General features: G+C 42.3%; 13 protein-coding genes and 1 riboswitch. Of the genes, 5 read left to right on the top strand and 8 right to left on the bottom strand.

Going from position 1 to position 17578, the window contains the following annotated elements; all coding sequences use genetic code 11:
- Positions 1-12: 12 nt before the first annotated feature.
- From ACXIUD_RS06915 to trxA, 4 genes are all read right to left on the bottom strand, one after another.
- Positions 13-594 carry a YeeE/YedE family protein gene (locus ACXIUD_RS06915; protein ID WP_458051892.1) on the bottom strand — a complete coding sequence of 194 codons (582 nt, stop codon included), beginning with the start codon at positions 592-594 and terminating at the stop codon, positions 13-15.
- 312 nt (positions 595-906) lie between these two features.
- Positions 907-2289, bottom strand: a complete 1383-nt coding sequence (locus ACXIUD_RS06910; RefSeq protein WP_458051891.1) for an OprD family outer membrane porin — start codon at positions 2287-2289, stop codon at positions 907-909.
- A gap of 136 nt (positions 2290-2425) precedes the next feature.
- Positions 2426-3847 carry an MBL fold metallo-hydrolase gene (locus ACXIUD_RS06905; protein WP_458051890.1) on the bottom strand — a complete coding sequence of 474 codons (1422 nt, stop codon included), beginning with the start codon at positions 3845-3847 and terminating at the stop codon, positions 2426-2428.
- Positions 3848-3935: 88 nt separating this feature from the next.
- Positions 3936-4280, bottom strand: coding sequence for a thioredoxin (trxA, locus tag ACXIUD_RS06900; protein ID WP_458051924.1), 345 nt, complete (start codon positions 4278-4280; stop codon positions 3936-3938).
- 128 nt (positions 4281-4408) lie between these two features.
- Here trxA and ACXIUD_RS06895 point away from each other — a divergent pair, with 128 nt between their 5' ends.
- Positions 4409-7390 carry a glycosyltransferase family 117 protein gene (locus ACXIUD_RS06895; protein ID WP_458051889.1) on the top strand — a complete coding sequence of 994 codons (2982 nt, stop codon included), beginning with the start codon at positions 4409-4411 and terminating at the stop codon, positions 7388-7390.
- Between the two features lie 114 nt (positions 7391-7504).
- Here ACXIUD_RS06895 and ACXIUD_RS06890 read toward each other — a convergent pair whose 3' ends face one another.
- Entirely contained in the window at positions 7505-8284 is a 780-nt protein-coding gene (locus ACXIUD_RS06890; RefSeq protein ID WP_458051888.1) for a class I SAM-dependent methyltransferase, read from the bottom strand.
- Positions 8285-8357: 73 nt separating this feature from the next.
- Here ACXIUD_RS06890 and ACXIUD_RS06885 point away from each other — a divergent pair, with 73 nt between their 5' ends.
- Both ACXIUD_RS06885 and rlmB read left to right on the top strand, forming a co-directional pair.
- Complete coding sequence (locus tag ACXIUD_RS06885; RefSeq protein ID WP_458051887.1) at positions 8358-9608, top strand: GWxTD domain-containing protein; 1251 nt, start codon at positions 8358-8360, stop codon at positions 9606-9608.
- Positions 9581-10354, top strand: a complete 774-nt coding sequence (gene rlmB / locus ACXIUD_RS06880) for a 23S rRNA (guanosine(2251)-2'-O)-methyltransferase RlmB (protein WP_458051886.1) — start codon at positions 9581-9583, stop codon at positions 10352-10354. The genes ACXIUD_RS06885 and rlmB overlap by 28 nt, the downstream gene beginning before the upstream one ends.
- A 437-nt stretch (positions 10355-10791) precedes the next feature.
- Here the strand turns inward: rlmB and ACXIUD_RS06875 are convergent, their stop codons facing one another.
- The 3 genes from ACXIUD_RS06875 to ACXIUD_RS06865 are packed head-to-tail and all read right to left on the bottom strand — an operon-like array spanning position 10792 to position 13977.
- Complete coding sequence (locus ACXIUD_RS06875; RefSeq protein WP_458051885.1) at positions 10792-11796, bottom strand: ABC transporter ATP-binding protein; 1005 nt, start codon at positions 11794-11796, stop codon at positions 10792-10794.
- Positions 11797-11809: 13 nt separating this feature from the next.
- Positions 11810-12838: an iron chelate uptake ABC transporter family permease subunit gene (locus ACXIUD_RS06870; protein WP_458051884.1), complete on the bottom strand. Its 1029-nt coding sequence runs from the start codon at positions 12836-12838 to the stop codon at positions 11810-11812.
- Complete coding sequence (locus ACXIUD_RS06865) at positions 12835-13977, bottom strand: ABC transporter substrate-binding protein (RefSeq protein ID WP_458051883.1); 1143 nt, start codon at positions 13975-13977, stop codon at positions 12835-12837. The genes ACXIUD_RS06870 and ACXIUD_RS06865 overlap by 4 nt, the downstream gene beginning before the upstream one ends.
- Before the next feature lie 114 nt (positions 13978-14091).
- Positions 14092-14307, top strand: a riboswitch (cobalamin riboswitch).
- A 161-nt stretch (positions 14308-14468) separates the two neighbouring features.
- Here ACXIUD_RS06865 and ACXIUD_RS06860 point away from each other — a divergent pair.
- Together ACXIUD_RS06860 and ACXIUD_RS06855 are read left to right on the top strand one after the other, a co-directional pair.
- Positions 14469-16361, top strand: a complete 1893-nt coding sequence (locus ACXIUD_RS06860) for a TonB-dependent receptor (RefSeq protein WP_458051882.1) — start codon at positions 14469-14471, stop codon at positions 16359-16361.
- Positions 16358-17413 (top strand): YncE family protein, encoded by a 1056-nt coding sequence (locus ACXIUD_RS06855; RefSeq protein WP_458051881.1) that lies wholly within the window; start codon positions 16358-16360, stop codon positions 17411-17413. Before ACXIUD_RS06860 ends, ACXIUD_RS06855 begins: the two co-directional genes overlap by 4 nt.
- Positions 17414-17578: the final 165 nt, after the last annotated feature.

Genomic DNA, 17578 nt, shown 5'->3' with positions numbered 1-17578 from the left:
TTTTTTCTCTGATTAAAATCCTACTAACTTCATCAATGGACCCAACAATACGTGCGTCATCAAGAAACCACCCACCATAAAGAAGATGGTTGCGACTACTGATGGCCACTGCAAGGAAGAAATTCCCATAATTGCATGACCAGAAGTACATCCACCGGCATAACGAGTTCCGAAGCCCACCATAAATCCACCAATCACGAAGAACAATAGTCCTTTAGCTGTGAATAGATTTTCCCAGTTGAATATCTCTGCTGGCAATAATTTAGAATAATCTGTGATACCCAAAGCAGCCAAATCCTGCTGGGTAGATTCTGCAACCACGATAGTATCAGGGTTAGCTAAGAACGCTGTGGCAATAAAACCACCAATCAACACCCCTACTACAAACATGATATTCCACATTTCTTTTTTCCAATTGTATTGAAAGAAAGGAATATTCGCAGGTACGCACATCGCACATACGTGTCTGAGTGAAGAAGAAATCCCGAAGGATTTGTTTCCGATGATCAACAGTGTAGGCACCGTCAATCCGATCAAAGGTCCCGCCACCCACCAAGGCCACGGTTGTGTAATCCAGGCAATAAATTGTTCCATTTTTTATTTTTGATTTTAGATTTTAGATTTAGGATTTATGATTTTAGATTTATTTCAGTTCAATGTTTTTTATTCAATTCTCCTCGAGGATTGCAAATCCTCATTTATCTGCTGACCGAGATTACAAATCCCGCACAGCCATTTTTAGATTTTAGATCTAAGATTTCAGATATGATTCAAAATGTTCACCACATCTTTGTTTCTGGATTCTTGCTTCTTGCTTCTTGTCTCTAAACTCTCGCTTCTCGTCTCTCGCATCTCGTTTCTCGCATCTCGCTTCTCGCATCTCGCTTCTCATCTCTCGCTTCTCATTCAAAACCTATAATCCATCACCAAATTAATATTCCACATATCCACGCGATTGATGCGTTGATTTTCTGTGAGCACTGAGCGGTCTTTGGCGGTTTTGTTGACAAGCAAGAAATTGAGATTTAAACCTTCCAGGTAATCTTTAAAGCGGTACTCTACCCCTCCAATGAAATGGTAATAGGAAGGCAATCCATACTTGTTGGTAGCATAGCTATCTATTTTGGAGTGATTGACCATGCCTGCACCAAATTGAGTGAACACATTCGGCAAGGGAGTTACCCAGTCATATTTCAGAATCAGGGCATTCAAATCTCCAGCTCCTTCATACCGCTCCCGAGGAAGACTAGCATATAGGATTTCTCTCCCCCATTCACGTGGAAATAGAAAGCGCCCTTTGTCCGATATCCACAGGTAATTGAGCGATATATTATGGGTATCGTAAAAGAAGCCAAGTTTTCCGCCTAAACCCAAGGCCCGTTCATCTGGCAACATATAGGTGAAGTCTGGATCTGGATTTCCACCATCATTCAATGCGAACTGGTAAAACCCTTGTAAGCCCCCATAGAATCTGGTTCTTCCTACATTCAGATTATAATCCGCTTGAGCAAAGCTCATATTAAACATGTTTTCCGCTGTGTAGTTCCAAAATTGACCGGTAAATCCATCCTTATAATGTTGCACTCCCAGTAAGCCAATGCCTTTGGAACTGATTTTTCCCTTATAATTGGAAGGTTGACCAAAAGGATTTCTTCCAAAAGGATAGACCCCTACAGAATTTTCCACCGAGTACCAATCCACAGTTCCGCGGATCGTCATGGAATTGATCCACATAGCCGTCCATTTGGTACTAACACCCGAATAAACCATGGAGAGTCCACCGAAAACATTTGGTCTCATGCGGTTATCCTGCTCATTAAGAAGCGGAGAGGAGACCTTTTGTCTTCCTAAGGTAAATTTCAGGCGATTCCTTCGGTAAGCAATAAACAACTCTTCCAATCGGTCCAACTTATTGGTGTTGGTCAGGTCGTTCATGTCATACAACAAGAGTTCGTAACGGTTGACACCACCGGTGATCGGGTCAGGGATACGCACATTTTGTTCAAATACCTGAAAGGTAAAGAAGCCATTGAAGCGTAATTGAAAACCCTTCCACTCTGGACTGGTATACCCGACTCCAGCACCTGTTGCCAGCGTAGCGTAATTGAGTAAATCTCCTGCATTGATGGTGCTCATAAAAAAGCTCCTGGCATGGAAATCAAATTCTCCCTTTTTCAAGTCTTCGCCCAACTTGCCACGTACACGTACTGTATCCTGCGCTTCTCCTGCCCAAAGGTCAGCAGTCGCAGTTATCGTCAGCAACACAAATACAAGCAAAGTTCTAAGCATACTCAAAATTCAGGTTTATCACCTTCGAAAAAGGTGACATTTATCACTTTATCGGTTTTGAAAGTAAAATGGGACTGTCCTTTGTCAGGAACAGTCCCACTTAGAGAAATTACTTCTCTATTTAGTTTAGTTGATTTTACAATAAGGTAGAAGGACAAACGTAGTCACTTACATTGAACAAGGCAGAATCTTTGATTGAATCAAAGCCACCTTTCACATCGATAAGGTTTTCATAGCCTCTTGCTCTCAAAATGGAAACGAATGCCATAGAACGATACCCCCCTGCACAATGCACATAGTAAGTTTTATTTTTATCAACTTTGGTCATGCTGTCATTAATGTAATCCAAGGGAGCGTTGATTGCATCCATTACATGCTCAGAAGTATGCTCGCTAGCCTTTCTCACATCCAGAATATTTACTGCACCTTCTTTATCAATGATGTTTGAAAGCTCTTCAGCTGAAACAGATACGATGGTATCCACTTCTCTTCCATCTGCTTTCCAAGACTCAAATCCACCTTTCAAGTAACCAATGCAATAATCATATCCTACTCGAGCCAAACGAGTGATGATTTCTTCTTCTCTTCCTTCGTCCGCTACCACTAAGATTTCTTGTTTGACATCAGGAATCAAGGTACCTACCCACACGGCAAAGCTTCCGTCGATACCGATATTAATAGAGTTTGGAACAAATCCTTTGGCGAAAACTTGCGCTTCTCTGGTATCCAATACTACTGCACCTGTTTCATTGGCAGCAGCTTCAAATGCAGCAGGACTTAAAGGGTTGAACCCTCTGTTCAATACCTCGTCAATGGAGTCGTATCCTTGGATATTCATCATCACATTTTGAGGGAAATATGCTGGAGGAGGAGTCAAGCCAGTAATTACTTCCTTGATAAACTCTTCTTTAGTCATTTCCTGCAAAGCGTAGTTGGTCTTCTTCTGATTACCCAAGGTGTCAGAAGTCTCTTTGCTCATTTTCTTTCCACAAGCAGAACCTGCACCGTGTGCTGGATAGACAATAATGTCATCTGCCAAAGGCATGATTTTATTTCGCAAAGAATCGTATAAATGCGCGGCTAATTTATCCTGAGTCAAATCAGCAATTACTTTCTGGGCTAGATCTGGACGTCCTACGTCACCGATAAATAACGTATCACCCGTGAAGATTGCTTCCTCTTTTCCTTCTTCATTGATCAGCAAGAAGCAAGAACTCTCCATGGTGTGTCCTGGAGTATGGAGTACTTTAATTTTGATATCACCCAATTCAAAAATTTGATTGTCTTCTGCAATGATGGCATCAAAGCCCATCTGCATTCCCGTAGGACCAAATACGATGGATGCTCCTGATTTGGCGGCTAAGTCTTTGTGCCCAGATACGAAATCAGCATGAAAGTGTGTTTCAAAAACGTATTTAATTTTTGCACCGTTTGCTTCGGCTTTGTCCAAATATGGTTGAACTTCTCTTAAAGGATCAATGATGGCAGCTTCGCCATTTGACTCGATATAATAAGCTCCTTGAGCTAAACATCCAGTGTAAATTTGTTCTAGAATCATAGTGCTATAGTTTTTATTTTCAGGTTATTGATTATGTAAAATTAGGAAAGATGATATTGTCAAAAAATGACTTTTATCACATTCCAACTTATGCTTTGACGGTAATTGTATCTTCGATCACTTTTACTAGTTGATGGGCAGGCACTACGCCAGATTGCCTCCATAATACTTTGCCTGCTTGGAAAAGAATCAAGGTAGGTACCCCTCTCACTTGAAAGCTACTAGCCGCATAGGGGTTTTTGTCCACATCTACTTTTACGATTTTTACTTTATCACCTAGCTGACGGGCAGTATCTTGGAGGATCGGTTGCATCATTTGACAAGGACCACACCAAGTAGCGAAAAAGTCTACTAATACCGGCTGATCGGAATTGATTAGTTCGTTGAATGTCATTGGTTTTGCGCTCATGGTTGTCTTATTTTTAAATTTGATACAACAAAGATAAAACCACTTCCGTAGCCCTTACAGTAATGTTTATCACAAATCCTTAAAAGCTGTTAAAAGTCATTTATTTATAGATTAATTCCTTATTTTCGCCCGATACAATTATTTCCATACGCATGCTTGAATATAAAAAGGTCAATAATCTGACCGGTTGGTTGGTATTTTTGATTGCCACCACGGTGTATATCCTTACTGTGGAACAGACTGCTAGCTTCTGGGATCCAGGAGAATTCATTGCAGTTTCCTATAAACTCCAAGTACCTCACCCTCCAGGCGCACCTTTCTTTTTATTAGTGTATCGGATGTTTGCCTTCCTTGCCATGGGCAATGAATTGGCGGTAGCTTATTGGATGAATATTGGTTCAGCGCTCTTTTCAGGCCTGACAATTTTATTCTTATTTTGGTCCATCACCCTATTTGGTAGAAAAATCTTCCAAATAAAAGCAGGCGAGGAAAGCAAAGGTCAAATTTTCAGTTTGATGGGTGCTGGCATCGTAGGTTCCCTTGCTTATACTTTCTCGGACAGCTTCTGGTTTTCCGCGGTAGAGGCAGAAGTTTATGCCATGTCCTCTTTCTTTACGGCAATCGTAATTTGGGCATTTTTGAAGTGGGACACCTTGACCGATCCGAAAGAGGAAAACAAATGGCTCATCTTTATCGCTTATTTGGTTGGCCTTTCCATAGGTGTTCACTTGCTTAACTTGGTGACATTACCTGCTTTGGCTCTGATTTACTATTTCAAAAAATACCCTAATCCAAACTTGAAAGGTGCAATCATCTCTCTTTTCTTGGGTGGAGTTGCCTTGATCGCAATCAATAATATCATCATACCTGGCTTGCCAAGCATCGCAGGATCTATAGAAATTTTCTTTGTCAATAGCGTTGGATTGCCATTCGGTTCGGGAATTGTAGTGTTTTCAGCCCTGTTTATAGGAAGCTTGATATACGGGATTTTGTATTCCATTAAAAAGCAAAAAGTAATCCTCAATACTGTCCTGCTGTCCTTAACCTTCATTTTGATTGGCTATGGTTCCTATGCTTTGATTATCATTCGAGCCAATCAAAATCCAGTTATCAATGAAAATGCTCCAAAAGATATCATCAGCTATATCTCTTATTTAAAACGTGAGCAATACGGATACAGACCTTTGTTGCACGGACAGTACTTCGATGCTGAATTGGTAGACCAAGTAGAGGGCTCTCCTATCTACTTAAAGACACCAAACGGCTATGAGATTGTAGATTACAACAATGTCAAAAAATACGATCCGGAGCGAACTACCATTCTTCCAAGAATCTATTCTACCCAAGATCGGCACAAGCAAATCTACCGTTCCAAACTAGGATTGCGGGAAGGGGAGAAACCAAGCTTTGGTGACAATCTCTACTTCATGTTTTCCCATCAGTTGGGTCACATGTATTGGCGTTACTTTATGTGGAACTTCTCAGGAAGAGAAAGTGATTTCTCAGATGCTCCTTGGATTGGCATTACCGATTTCTTCTCAAACAAATTCCCTACCTACATCAAAGAAAACAAGGCACACAACAATTACCTCATGTTGCCTCTAATTCTAGGAATCATCGGCTTGTTTTTCCATGCCAAGAAAGATCCAAAATCTTTCTATGTAAACGCCATGCTATTCTTGATGATGGGGGTAGTGCTGGTATTATACTTAAATTCACCGCCTGTGGAACCACGTGAGCGGGATTATATTTATGTGGGTTCCTTCTACGCCTTTGCCATTTGGATAGGCTTGAGTGTATTGGCCATCGTAGATTTCTTAGGTAGATTCAACAAGAATTTGGTTGCTTCAGCAGCCATTGCTACTGCGATCACCTTGCCTGTACCAGTACTGATGGCGCAACAAAATTGGGATGACCACAACAGACAGGGAAGATACCTATCCGTGGATTCTGCGCGTAATTTCCTTGCATCCTGTGCACCAAATGCGATCTTATTTACTGGAGGAGACAATGATACTTTCCCTCTCTGGTATGTGCAGGAAGTGGAAGGCTTCCGTACGGATGTTCGTGTAGTGGTATTGAGTTATTTTGATACGGATTGGTACATGGAGCAAATGACACGAAAAGTCAACGAGTCAGATCCATTGCCATTCTCATTAACCTACGATAATTACAAGAAGGGCACCAATGATGTCTTGTACGTCTATGAGCGTGAAGGCTTAGATGCCATTTCAGCAAGAGAATATCTACGCTTACTCAAAAACAACAGTGATCTATTGAAATTGGGTACAGGGGGGCGTATGACCTATAACATGGTTCCTTCTCGTAACCTGATTTTGGATGTAGATATTGAAAAAGTTTACAATAGTGGCATCATTCCAGAGGAGTTGGAATACTTGATGGTAGATCAAATGAATCTACGTGTCAAAGGAAATTACCTCACCAAAGGAAACATGATGTTGATCGACCTGATCACTACCAATAATTGGGAAAGACCGATCTACTTCAACAATACATCCATGGCGACGATTACCTTGGATTTAGAAGATTATGTTGTGATGGAGGGCTTAACATACCGTCTATTGCCTGTCAGAAAACCAATGGGCATGCGTACCGAAATGGTCAATACCGATGTAGCCTACACCAATGTCATGGAGAAATTTGCACTTCGAGGCATGGATGACCCGAGTAATTATTTCGATGATGAATTCAGACGATTCACCTCCAATCATCGCTCAGCTATCAACTCTATTGCCATTGCTTTGCTGGATGAAGACGACTTGGAGCGTGCTGCGGATATCCTGAAGTTTAGCTTGGAAAAAATGCCTCATGAAGCCATTCCTTACGATTTGGCAAGTGGACAGATGGTTCCATTATTATTTGAAGTAGGAGAAGATGATTTGGCCTTGGATATAGTAGAAAAAGTATCCGTACGATCCATTGAAATGATTGATTTCTATCAGCGTACGGGAAGAGACTATGACCGTGACGCCTTGATTTCTATTGAGATGCTTAAATTCTTTGTTCCATTGTTGGAAGAAAGAGGCTATACAGAGCTTTCCAGTCAGCTCAAAAAAGACTTGGAACGATTTCTGGGCCCCGGAAGCGGTGGTTCCCTGATCAACCCAAGATAACAAATGTTTGGTTTATCTAATTTGAAAAAATCCGGCTCATTCGAGACCGGATTTTTTTTATCCCTATTCTTAAGTCAGGTTTCGTATCTGGAATTCTAATGTATCCTTAAGGTTTTATACTTTTTTATGCAAGATGTAAAACAAATCAAGCCCTTTTTCCGCATGATCCTCTACAAGGTAATCCTCATGCGAGATCTCGGTGACTGCTTGCCCTTTTTGCTGATGCAGTTTATTGCGATTCATTCTATTCAATACCTCATACGGCCAACGTAGGACAGCAGCAGGAAGTCTGTACTGCAAGTTCAAAATATCAAAACGCATGATTTTATTGACAGAAATTCGGTTGGCCTCGTGGTAATCCCAAACTTTGGCATTTCCGCCAATGCCTTTGCAAACTACTGAATCAAATACTTTTTCACACAAGGATTTCAATTGATCCACTGTATATTCCCGTACATGCCAAGGATTTCTAGATAGTGTATGACGAATATTAGGGGTGGAAATCACCGCTACTCCACCTGGCTTTAATACCCGGTAGATTTCCTCCAAAAACAGTCGATCATTTTCAATATGCTCGATCACTTGAAAACTGATGATGGAATCAAATGAATCACTTTTCAAACCTTGGAATGGCGGAATGACTGCTTGTTGAAACTGTACATTCGGGTACTTTTGAGTGAGCGTGTCGATTACTTCCTGGATTTTGTCAATCCCCAAATAATCCTCTACCAAAGGCATCAATACCTCCACACCTCTTCCCTCTCCACAGCCAACTTCCAATAATTTCCCCTTCACAAAGGGTTTAGCAGCAATGTAAGCCTTCAACAATCGTTGATGAATAGGGTTATCACTACTAATTTTATCAGAAGCTATTTCAGTTGTATAGGTAGCCATCTAAATTTTATTTATTTTGTCACAAATATGGGAATAATATTTGAGTGTGATTTGATAACGAAAACTAAAATCCATGCGATATAAAACAAACCAACGACTCCACGTTTATTTGATCTTGTCGATACTGCTTCTTTTTACGGGGGCAATCGAGACATGGGCCCAACAAACCTTAGAAAATATCAACCAAGCCTTGCGCTACTCTCGCTACTCCCGGGTGTCTCCAAAAATCATTCCTTTGAAAACCGGCGAGCGCTCTTTTATACTTCAAATGCCTATTGAAAAAATCGAGGAAGGGATTGAAAACGGTATCTACCGCTTCTCCTACGCAGTGGTCAGCAGTTTTCAGGAGCCACTTTTAGCTGACAAATGGACAGAGCTTCGAGATGTAGATATTCGAAGAGAAACAGGGTTTCATTTCTATTTTGAAAAAGAAGTAACTATTCCTCTAGAACAGGAGATGGCTTTTGCTGTCCTTCGTGTGACAGATACCAGGCAAGGGGATGAATATTACTATCATACAGACCTTATCAGTCCATTTATTTTCGATTTTCCTCAGTTTTGGGGATACTACAGTGACGGAATTCCCTTTGATCAAAACTTCCTGACGATGACAGAACCTTTGGAGTTTAGAAGCAGGGGTACGATAGGTATTCATCATTTTCATTACCCAACGGTTTTTGATGTCCCTTTACCCCCCATGGAAATCCGTCCTGCAGCAGTCCCAAGAGAATTGACCGTGAATTATGAAGGTGAGTTTTTGACCAACATCCCGCAGTCCTTTGATCAATTGGGATATTATTTCCTGCAAACAGATACTACATCAGCATCAGGTATGTTGATTCGAACGACGCACGATGCCTTCCCAAAGGTTAAAACCTACGAGGAAATGGTAGAAATGGTCGCTTATATCAGTACGCGAAGAGAACACGAAGCACTGAAGGAAGCAGAAGATAAAAAGCAGGCTTTAGACCTCTATTGGTTTAATTTAACCAAGGAAGAAGAGTCATCCAGAAAAATAATCCGCGAATATTTCAAGCAAATTGAATTTGCCAATATCTTGTTTACAGATTTTAAAGAAGGATGGAAAACTGATAGAGGCATGGTCTACACCGTCATGGGTCCTCCCAATGAGGTTTTTTTCCGCTTGAATGGAGAGGTGTGGTCTTATTTACCGGAGAACTCAAATTCGAAAATAACCTTTACCTTTGCACGCGTCAAAAATATTTTGACACCCAATTATTACGTACTCAACCGCTCTAGAGCTTTGCAGCCGGAGTGGTTTAAAAGCATCACACAATGGAGAAACGCACAGATGGCTTTCTAATCAATAAAGGCGAACAAGAAAAGGATTTCATATTTGGCACCCGCGCAGTCATGGAAGCTATCCATGCGCAAAAGGATATTGATAAAATTTTACTGGACAAGGATGTCAATAATGAACTGACAAAAGAATTGCTTGCCTTAGCAAAAGCCGAGCGCATTCCTGTGGTGCGTGTTCCCGATGCCAAACTCAACCGCATCACCCGCAAAAACCATCAGGGGGTGATTGCCCACATGTCTGCTATTCAGTATGCTTCTTTAGATAATGTCATTGAAACATGTTTTTCGTCAGGTATCTCTCCCTTGATTCTTGTGTTAGATAGAATTACGGATGTGAGAAACTTCGGCGCAATTGCACGTACAGCAGAGTGTGCCGGTGTGCATGCTATCGTAATCCCCGAAAAAGGTGCTGCCCAAATCAACTCGGATGCTGTAAAAACATCTGCAGGAGCCTTGAATCACTTGCCTATTTGTAGAGTAAAAAACTTGTACTACACCGTCAAGGACCTTCAAAAAATGGGCTTACAAGTAGTGGCCGTTTCTGAAAAAGCAGAAAAAATGATGTATGAAGCCGACTTCTCCATCCCAACAGCTTTGATCATGGGCTCCGAAGAGGACGGCATTTCCTCTGAATTGATGGGCCTCAGCAATGACTTCATCAAAATCCCCATGAAAGGCAATATTGAAAGCTTAAACGTGTCCGTCTCTGCTGGTGTAGTCATCTATGAAGCGATAAGACAGAGAGGATAGTGGGTGGAATTGGGAATTAGGAATGCTTGTGCTGAGCGTAGTCAAAGCAAGGAATGAAAAATTAGGAATGATAGTAGGCTGACAGATAGCCGTAAAGTGAAAACTTAGTAGTGAGCAGCACACAATTGGGAATGCTTGTGCTAAGCGTAGTCGAAGCAAAGAGTGATAATGGCATGCGCCAGTCGTCTGTGGGTTTTAACCCACAACTTCAATTGAATTTTTGAAACAAAATTTGTTTGAACTTCTACAGAATACACCCATCAATTGCCGTGGCTTTTAAGCCCCGGCATTGGAGGAGGAATGAACAGTGGGTGGGAATTTACCCAAACCAAGCCAATCTTAAGTGCCCTGAAAGGGCAACACTACAGTAACCATGGGTCTCGACCCGTGGACCAATAACTACAGCTAATTTCACCTGCCCTGAAGGGGCAGCATCATCAGCGGATCTTTAAATAGATATTCTCTAAAATATCTGCTATTTGCAAAAGACCTTTTATCTCTTTCCTATCATCTTGCCACAAAAATCCAGCATCGGTAGCTTCTATCGTCACGTCAGCAGGTATTTTCAAGCCATTTTTCACTAAGGCATGTGCGAGCCATTGGGCTTTGATGGGGTCACCTTGGATGGAAATCTCTTCCATTGGTGATTGAAGCTTAACCTTGCCTTTGGCAGCATCAAAAAACAACTCTTTTCCTGGGAGCAGCTGATTGATTGCTCCTGAGCAAACCAAGTCTTCGGGCAAGCCTGTCCGCAAGGGTTCCCCGCAAGTCATCAACCAAAACTGGTCTGCAGTTTCCAAAGCAATCTCCAAATCATGGGTTACTACCAAAATAGCTTTCTTGCTTTCCTTGGCAATCTTGCGGAGCAAAAACATAATCTCAAAGCGGTTCACCAAATCCAAATGAGCCGTGGGTTCATCCAAAATCAGGATTCCAGCATCTTGGGCAATAGCTCTCGCTATCATCACCTTTTGCAGCTGACCATCACTGAGTTCAGCGATCAATGACCCACGCAAATAGCCTATATGTGTCAGTTCAATGGCCTCATCCACTTTCCCTTGATCTTCTGCACTCATCTTGCCCAGCCAGTTAGTATGTGGTGTTCGCCCTAAAGCTATCAAATCCTCCACTGTCAATTGTGCTCCGCCAACTTTATCCGTCAACACTACGGCCAACTCCTTCGCCAATGCATCCGATCGATAATATTGAATCAGTTGATTCTTCAATCGTATCTCTCCCTCTAATACAGGCAATCTCCCCATAATCGTTTTGATCAAGGTAGACTTCCCAACACCATTAGGACCCAACAAACAAGTAAGTTCTCCAACCTTCAGATCAAAGTTTAACCCATCCGCAATCAGTTTTGGAGCACCTTTTTTCACAGTGTAACCAATACTGAGATTTCTGGCTTGGAGTAAGTATGTTGATTTCGATGGATTCATAGCTGCTCTATCCTTAAAATTCCTTACTGAAGTTTCTCCGCATAATCAACCAAATCACCATGGGCGCACCAATCAAGGAAGTGACCGCGTTAATCGGTAAGGTCTGAACTGAACCTGGCAATTGTGCAACGGTATCGCAAAATAATAGGACACCCATTCCGATCAAAGCTGAGGCAGGAAGCAGAAGTTTATGATCAGAAGTACGAAACAGCAATCGCGCCATGTGAGGGACAGCAATCCCAATAAATGCGATCGGCCCACAAAAAGCAGTGGCAGAACCTGCCAAAATCCCAGTACTCACAATCATTGCCCATCGGAGTTTGTTGACATTCACTCCCATGCTGCTCGCATAATTTTCCCCCAACAGCATGGCATTATAAGACTTCAACATAGCCAATACAGGTATCAAACCAATCACAATAGCCAAGATAAATCCAATGAGTTGCTCACTTTGCGTGCTTCCCAAACTGCCCATAGACCAAATGGTGAACATTTTCAATTGCTCAGCATCCGCAAAAAAGGCCAATACAGCAATCAAGGCGGAAACAGCCGATCCAAACATCAATCCCACAATCAATAAGGTCATGCTATCTCGGACCTTCCACGCAGTCAAACTCATCAATAACAAAACTAAAACAGCACCTGCCGAAGCTGCAATGATGGTCGCCCACATACCAACAGCATATCCCGAAAAACCAATAATTGAACCTGCCAATACCAATAAGGCCACGCCTAAACCTGCCCCCGAACTAATCCCCAACACGTAGGGTCCAGCCAGAGGGTTTCTGAAAAATGTTTGCATTTGTAAACCTGCAATGGATAAGGCTGTACCTGCCAATAATGCCGTCACCGCTTTGGGAATGCGGTAGTCCATCACGATGGTCTCCCATGAGGCTTTGCTAAAATTCCCACCAAAAAACCTTCCAAAAATCTCCGAAACCGGTATGGCAACCGATCCGGAGGAGATGTTGAGTACAAACAACAACCCACAGGCAATGCTGATACCAAGCAAGAAGATGCTATGTCGGGAATTGCTACTCATTCAATTTTTTGGTAAAAATACATGGATTCACCCGAGAATAGTTCCGGATAAAAAATCATCATCAAATCTTTTACAATTAAATCTGGACGTAGATAACCCAATTCAAAGTACTCCAAACCTCCTGTTTCTCCTTTTTTCTGCGTGTAGGTATAAATGTTTCCATTTTTCCAAGCATCAAAAGCACGGTAACGGGGCTCGGCCTCTCCCATGGCTTGTAAGCTTGGAAAATCAGCCGCCCCTATCCAAAATGCTGCTTCCTGTCCACGATCAAGCACTACTTCATAACTTAACTGACTGCTGCCAGATCCTTTTTGATCTTGGAAAAGATAGTCTCCCCCAGCCTCCGCCAATAAACGGGCACCCCAAGAATCCGCCCCCGGCATGTACCAAATATCTTTATACATCACCCCAGAAAGTACTGTCGGTTTAGCAAGTTCTTGGATAGATAGTAAAGCCAAGGTTTGCAGGTAACTTTGCTCGATTTCTTCAAAAATAGCTACTGCCTCATCCCATTTCCCCAAAAGCACCCCTGTAAATTTGATCCATTCTGCCCTACCCAAAGGATGCTGCTCAACATATTCTCCATTGATGACAGCAGGGACTCCTCCTTTTTTCAAAATTTCCAAATAGCTCAAATCTTCTCCCAAGGTGGACACCATCATCCAATCAGGATTAATTTCCAAGACACGCTCGATATTGGCACTTGGTGCATTCCCTAAATCGTTTACCAATCCCTTGGCAATGCGTGCTCTCATGGGTACAGAAGAAATCAAATCTAAATTGGGAAAGCCAACCAACAAATCCGTGCTTCCCAAGTAATCTAAATGAGGCACATGCGTGGTAGACGTCAAAATCACCTCCGAAACAGGCAATTGAATCACCGCATCAAACCCTTTCGCATCAAATGATGCATTTCCCTCTTCCAAAATCAAATACCTAAAGGATTCCTTTGCTCCCGGAAATGCCTGAGTAACCGTAACCACCCAAAAATTTTCTCCCCTTTCTACAGAAAAACCTTTGGCATACGAAAGCGATAAGCTTTCCAATTCCAAAGCTTCAAGGGGCTCCTTGGTTGTACATCCTATCAAAAGGAACAAAAACGTCCCTAAGCAAAGAAAAATTGCTTTAAACAAACGCATAAGAATCATTGGTTGAGTCCCCAAATATAGGAATCTCCCATACAATCCAACCTTTTTTAAAATTTTCAACAAAATATCCTTTGGAAATTTGAATTATTAAATGCCTAGCCCTTATGTTTGTAGGTGAGAATTGGTTCCTGAGGCTCGGCGAGCTTCATGGATTAAAAGGGAATTCGGTGTGAAACCGAAGCTGTCCCCGCAACTGTAACCCCATTCCGACATTTGTTGGAATAGTAGTTTACCCCTCCATAGCCATTGTTCCGAAACTCGGAATGAGAAGGCCGGTAAACTCAGGGAAGCCAGGAGACCTGCCATTTTCAGCATATTCAAAGCCTTCGGTGGAAAGGACGAGAAGAAAGAGCATTAGTTTCACGACTATTCACACATCAATGGTGGGTCTTGTTTGCAGGTATTTTATCTGTGAATGAGTGATTGTATACTATATCTTCTCTTTCTACTTCAAGGCTTTGAACCCAAGAAAATTAAAAGCCTTGAAAAAAGTACTCATCATAGCAAGCCTTTGGATCAGTTTCCCACTTCTAGGGAAGGCCGATTTCCGCATGTATCTGGGGGATACGCTGGAATTGAGTTTGGTGGAAGTCAAAGGTCCTGACCTTGAAAAGTATGCAGCAGGGCAACAATTGATTACCCTTCGGGAGAAAGATTTGCAAGACTTTCGAGGGGATGCCTTAACAGAGGTGCTCCAACGAAGAACAGGCTTATTTTTACGCCAACAAGGACCTGGCATGCTCGCTTCTTTGACCATGAGAGGCACTTCAGCTGGCCATAATGCTGTTTTTTGGAATGGACTCCCCATCAATTCTCCTTCCTTGGGACAGGCTGATTTCTCTATTTTACCTACTGCCGCCATTGACCGGGTGGATATACACTTAGGAAGCTCGGGAGCATTGTATGGCACCGACGCCATTGGAGGAGCCATTCACTTAGGCACTCGTCAACTCTTTAATCAAGGACACCGCGTAGATATAGGAAGCATCGTTGGGAGTTTTGGCCGCTGGGATCAATCCCTCGCTTATAGCTATTCTAATCAAACATTCTCAACCAAAACCCGTGCCTACCGACAGCATGCCAAGAATGATTTCCCATTTAGAAACCTCTCCCGAATCAACACGCCCATAGAACGTATGCCTAATGGGGTAGTGACCCAACAAGGCTTTTTGCAGGATTTGGCTTGGAACATTTCTTCCCATCAACAAATCCATGCTGCCATTTGGTATAATGAAGCAGACCGGCAAATCATCCCCATCATCGGTTCCAATACTCAAGACCAACAGCAGGACAGGAATCTTCGGGCCATGCTTGACTACATGTATTTTGAAGGAAAAAATACCTGGAATGCAAAAGCAGGAATCGTCTTTGATGAACTTATCTTCAACATTGGTGCTGTCAATAAAACCCAACAATATTTTCTCAGCGGAGAGTTGGATCGTAATTGGACTGAAAGGGTCAGTAGCAGGACTGGTTTTCGATTGACTCAAATTGATGGACAACTGGACACATACGAAGCCCAAGAACAGCGTTGGGAATTATACCATTCTCAGAAATTTCTTCCCAACCCTCATCTGACCCTTACCGCAAACCTGCGACAATTTGTTTATGATGGAAATTGGGCGCCTTTTACCCCGAGTATTGGGGGAGAATGGAATTTTCTTCGCCACACCCATCAAAAGTTATCCTTGGGATTTGCAGCAGCAAGGAGTTTCAAAGTTCCTACACTTAACGATCGTTTTTGGAATCCGGGGGGCAACCCTGATTTACTTCCAGAAGATAGCTACAGCTCAGAAATAAACCTTCAGCAAGAGCTTACTTCCAATGGCTTTGTAATCAAACAACACCTGACCTTGTACCGCATGTGGGTGGACAATTGGATTATTTGGCTACCTCGGGGGAATATTTGGAGTCCCGAAAATATTCGCAGTGTCATCAACTCTGGACTGGAATATCGAGCACAAGTGGAGAAGAAAATAGGAGCACATCAATGGTCTTTTACTGGAATCTACAATTGGGTTCAGGCTATTAATCAAACCAACAGTTCCGCCAATGACCAAAGCAGAGGAAATCAACTCCCTTACACACCCGAACACAAAGTGATGGGCACGATGGATTGGCAGCGAAGCAATTGGAGTGCTTTTGTAAGCTCACATTGGGTGAGTGAGCGATTTGTAGCTACAGACAACCAATCAAGTGTAGCACCCTATGAATTGGTAGATATAGGCATTCGCTATCAATTTAATTTCCTAAACACTAAAAAACTCACTGCTGGATTTCATATCAACAACTTGTTGGATAAAGAATATCATATCATGCGCTTAAGGCCTATGCCCGGAAGAAATTTTCAATTTAACTGTAATATAACACTATGAAAAAGTTTACTAGCCTCGTTTTGAGCCTTTGGGCTGCTATCTTACTTATTTCCTGTAATCCAGATGGAAATGAAGTCCCATTAGGTGAATTTGAAAAAGGTGGAATCCTGATCATGAATGAAGGCGCATTCGGCTCAAATGATGGAGAGGTTTCCTTCTATGAATTTGCCCAAGAAACTGCCCGTCCCAACATCTTTGAAGCAGCAAATAACAGACCCTTTGCAGGACTTCTTCAAGACATGGTGGAACATAATGGTCATATGTATTTAGTGGCCAACACCGGTAAAGTTGAAGTGGTCAATGCAGGCGATTTCAAAAGTGTAGGAGCGGTGGAAGGTCTCGATATCAGCCGTTCAGCGATTGTGACCAATAACAAGCTATACATCAGTGACTGGGGACCATACGATGCAAACTTCAATAGCCCTGAATCATATATTGCAGTTGTTGACAATGTTAAAGGTGGCTCAATAACGACCAAAATCCCTGTTGAAAGCCGTCCGGAAGGTCTATTTGTGGTCAATAACCAGCTACTCGTAGCATCCAGCGCTGCTAGAAAATTGAGCGTAATCAATCTCAGTCAAGATGCGGTATCCCGAACCTTGGACATTACGGGACGCCCTTCCTTTTTCTTTGAAGCAGGAAATAACCTGTATCTCTATGCCCATGACGCATCCCGTGTCTATTTTCACGAAATCAATAAAAGTGATATTTCCATACGTACAACTATTACAGTAAACTTAACCAATGCAACGAGCAGCTTTACATTGGATTCAGAAAATTCAGTTTACATCATCACGTCTACCGGTTGGCCTGATTACAATGACGCTATTGCCAAAATCTCTTTGAATAATGCTGTCATCACCAATCCTGAATTTTTTAAAGGATCAGGATTCTATGGAATCGGCTACCGCCAAAGTGCCAAAGAAATCTATATCGGAGATAACAACGGCTTCCAAGGCAATGGCAGCGTGATTGTCGTCAACGAGCTCGGTCAAGAGGTGAAAACCTTCACTGCTGGAAGAGGACCGTCGGGATTTAAGTTTAGAGAGTAAAATAGAGACGAGAGACTAGAAGCGAGAAACGAGAGATTGGGAACAAGATACAAGAAGCAAGAAAAAAGACTTACGTATGCTTCATCTATCAATACCCCAGAACCAAACTTAGTGCAATTCGTGTCATTCGTGGACAGTTCACTTAGCGAGCGCGACGATAAACCG

This window comes from Mongoliitalea sp. (assembly GCF_054166905.1).
Note: the sequence above shows the minus strand (reverse complement) of the source record. Positions and strands in the feature narration are given on the sequence as shown.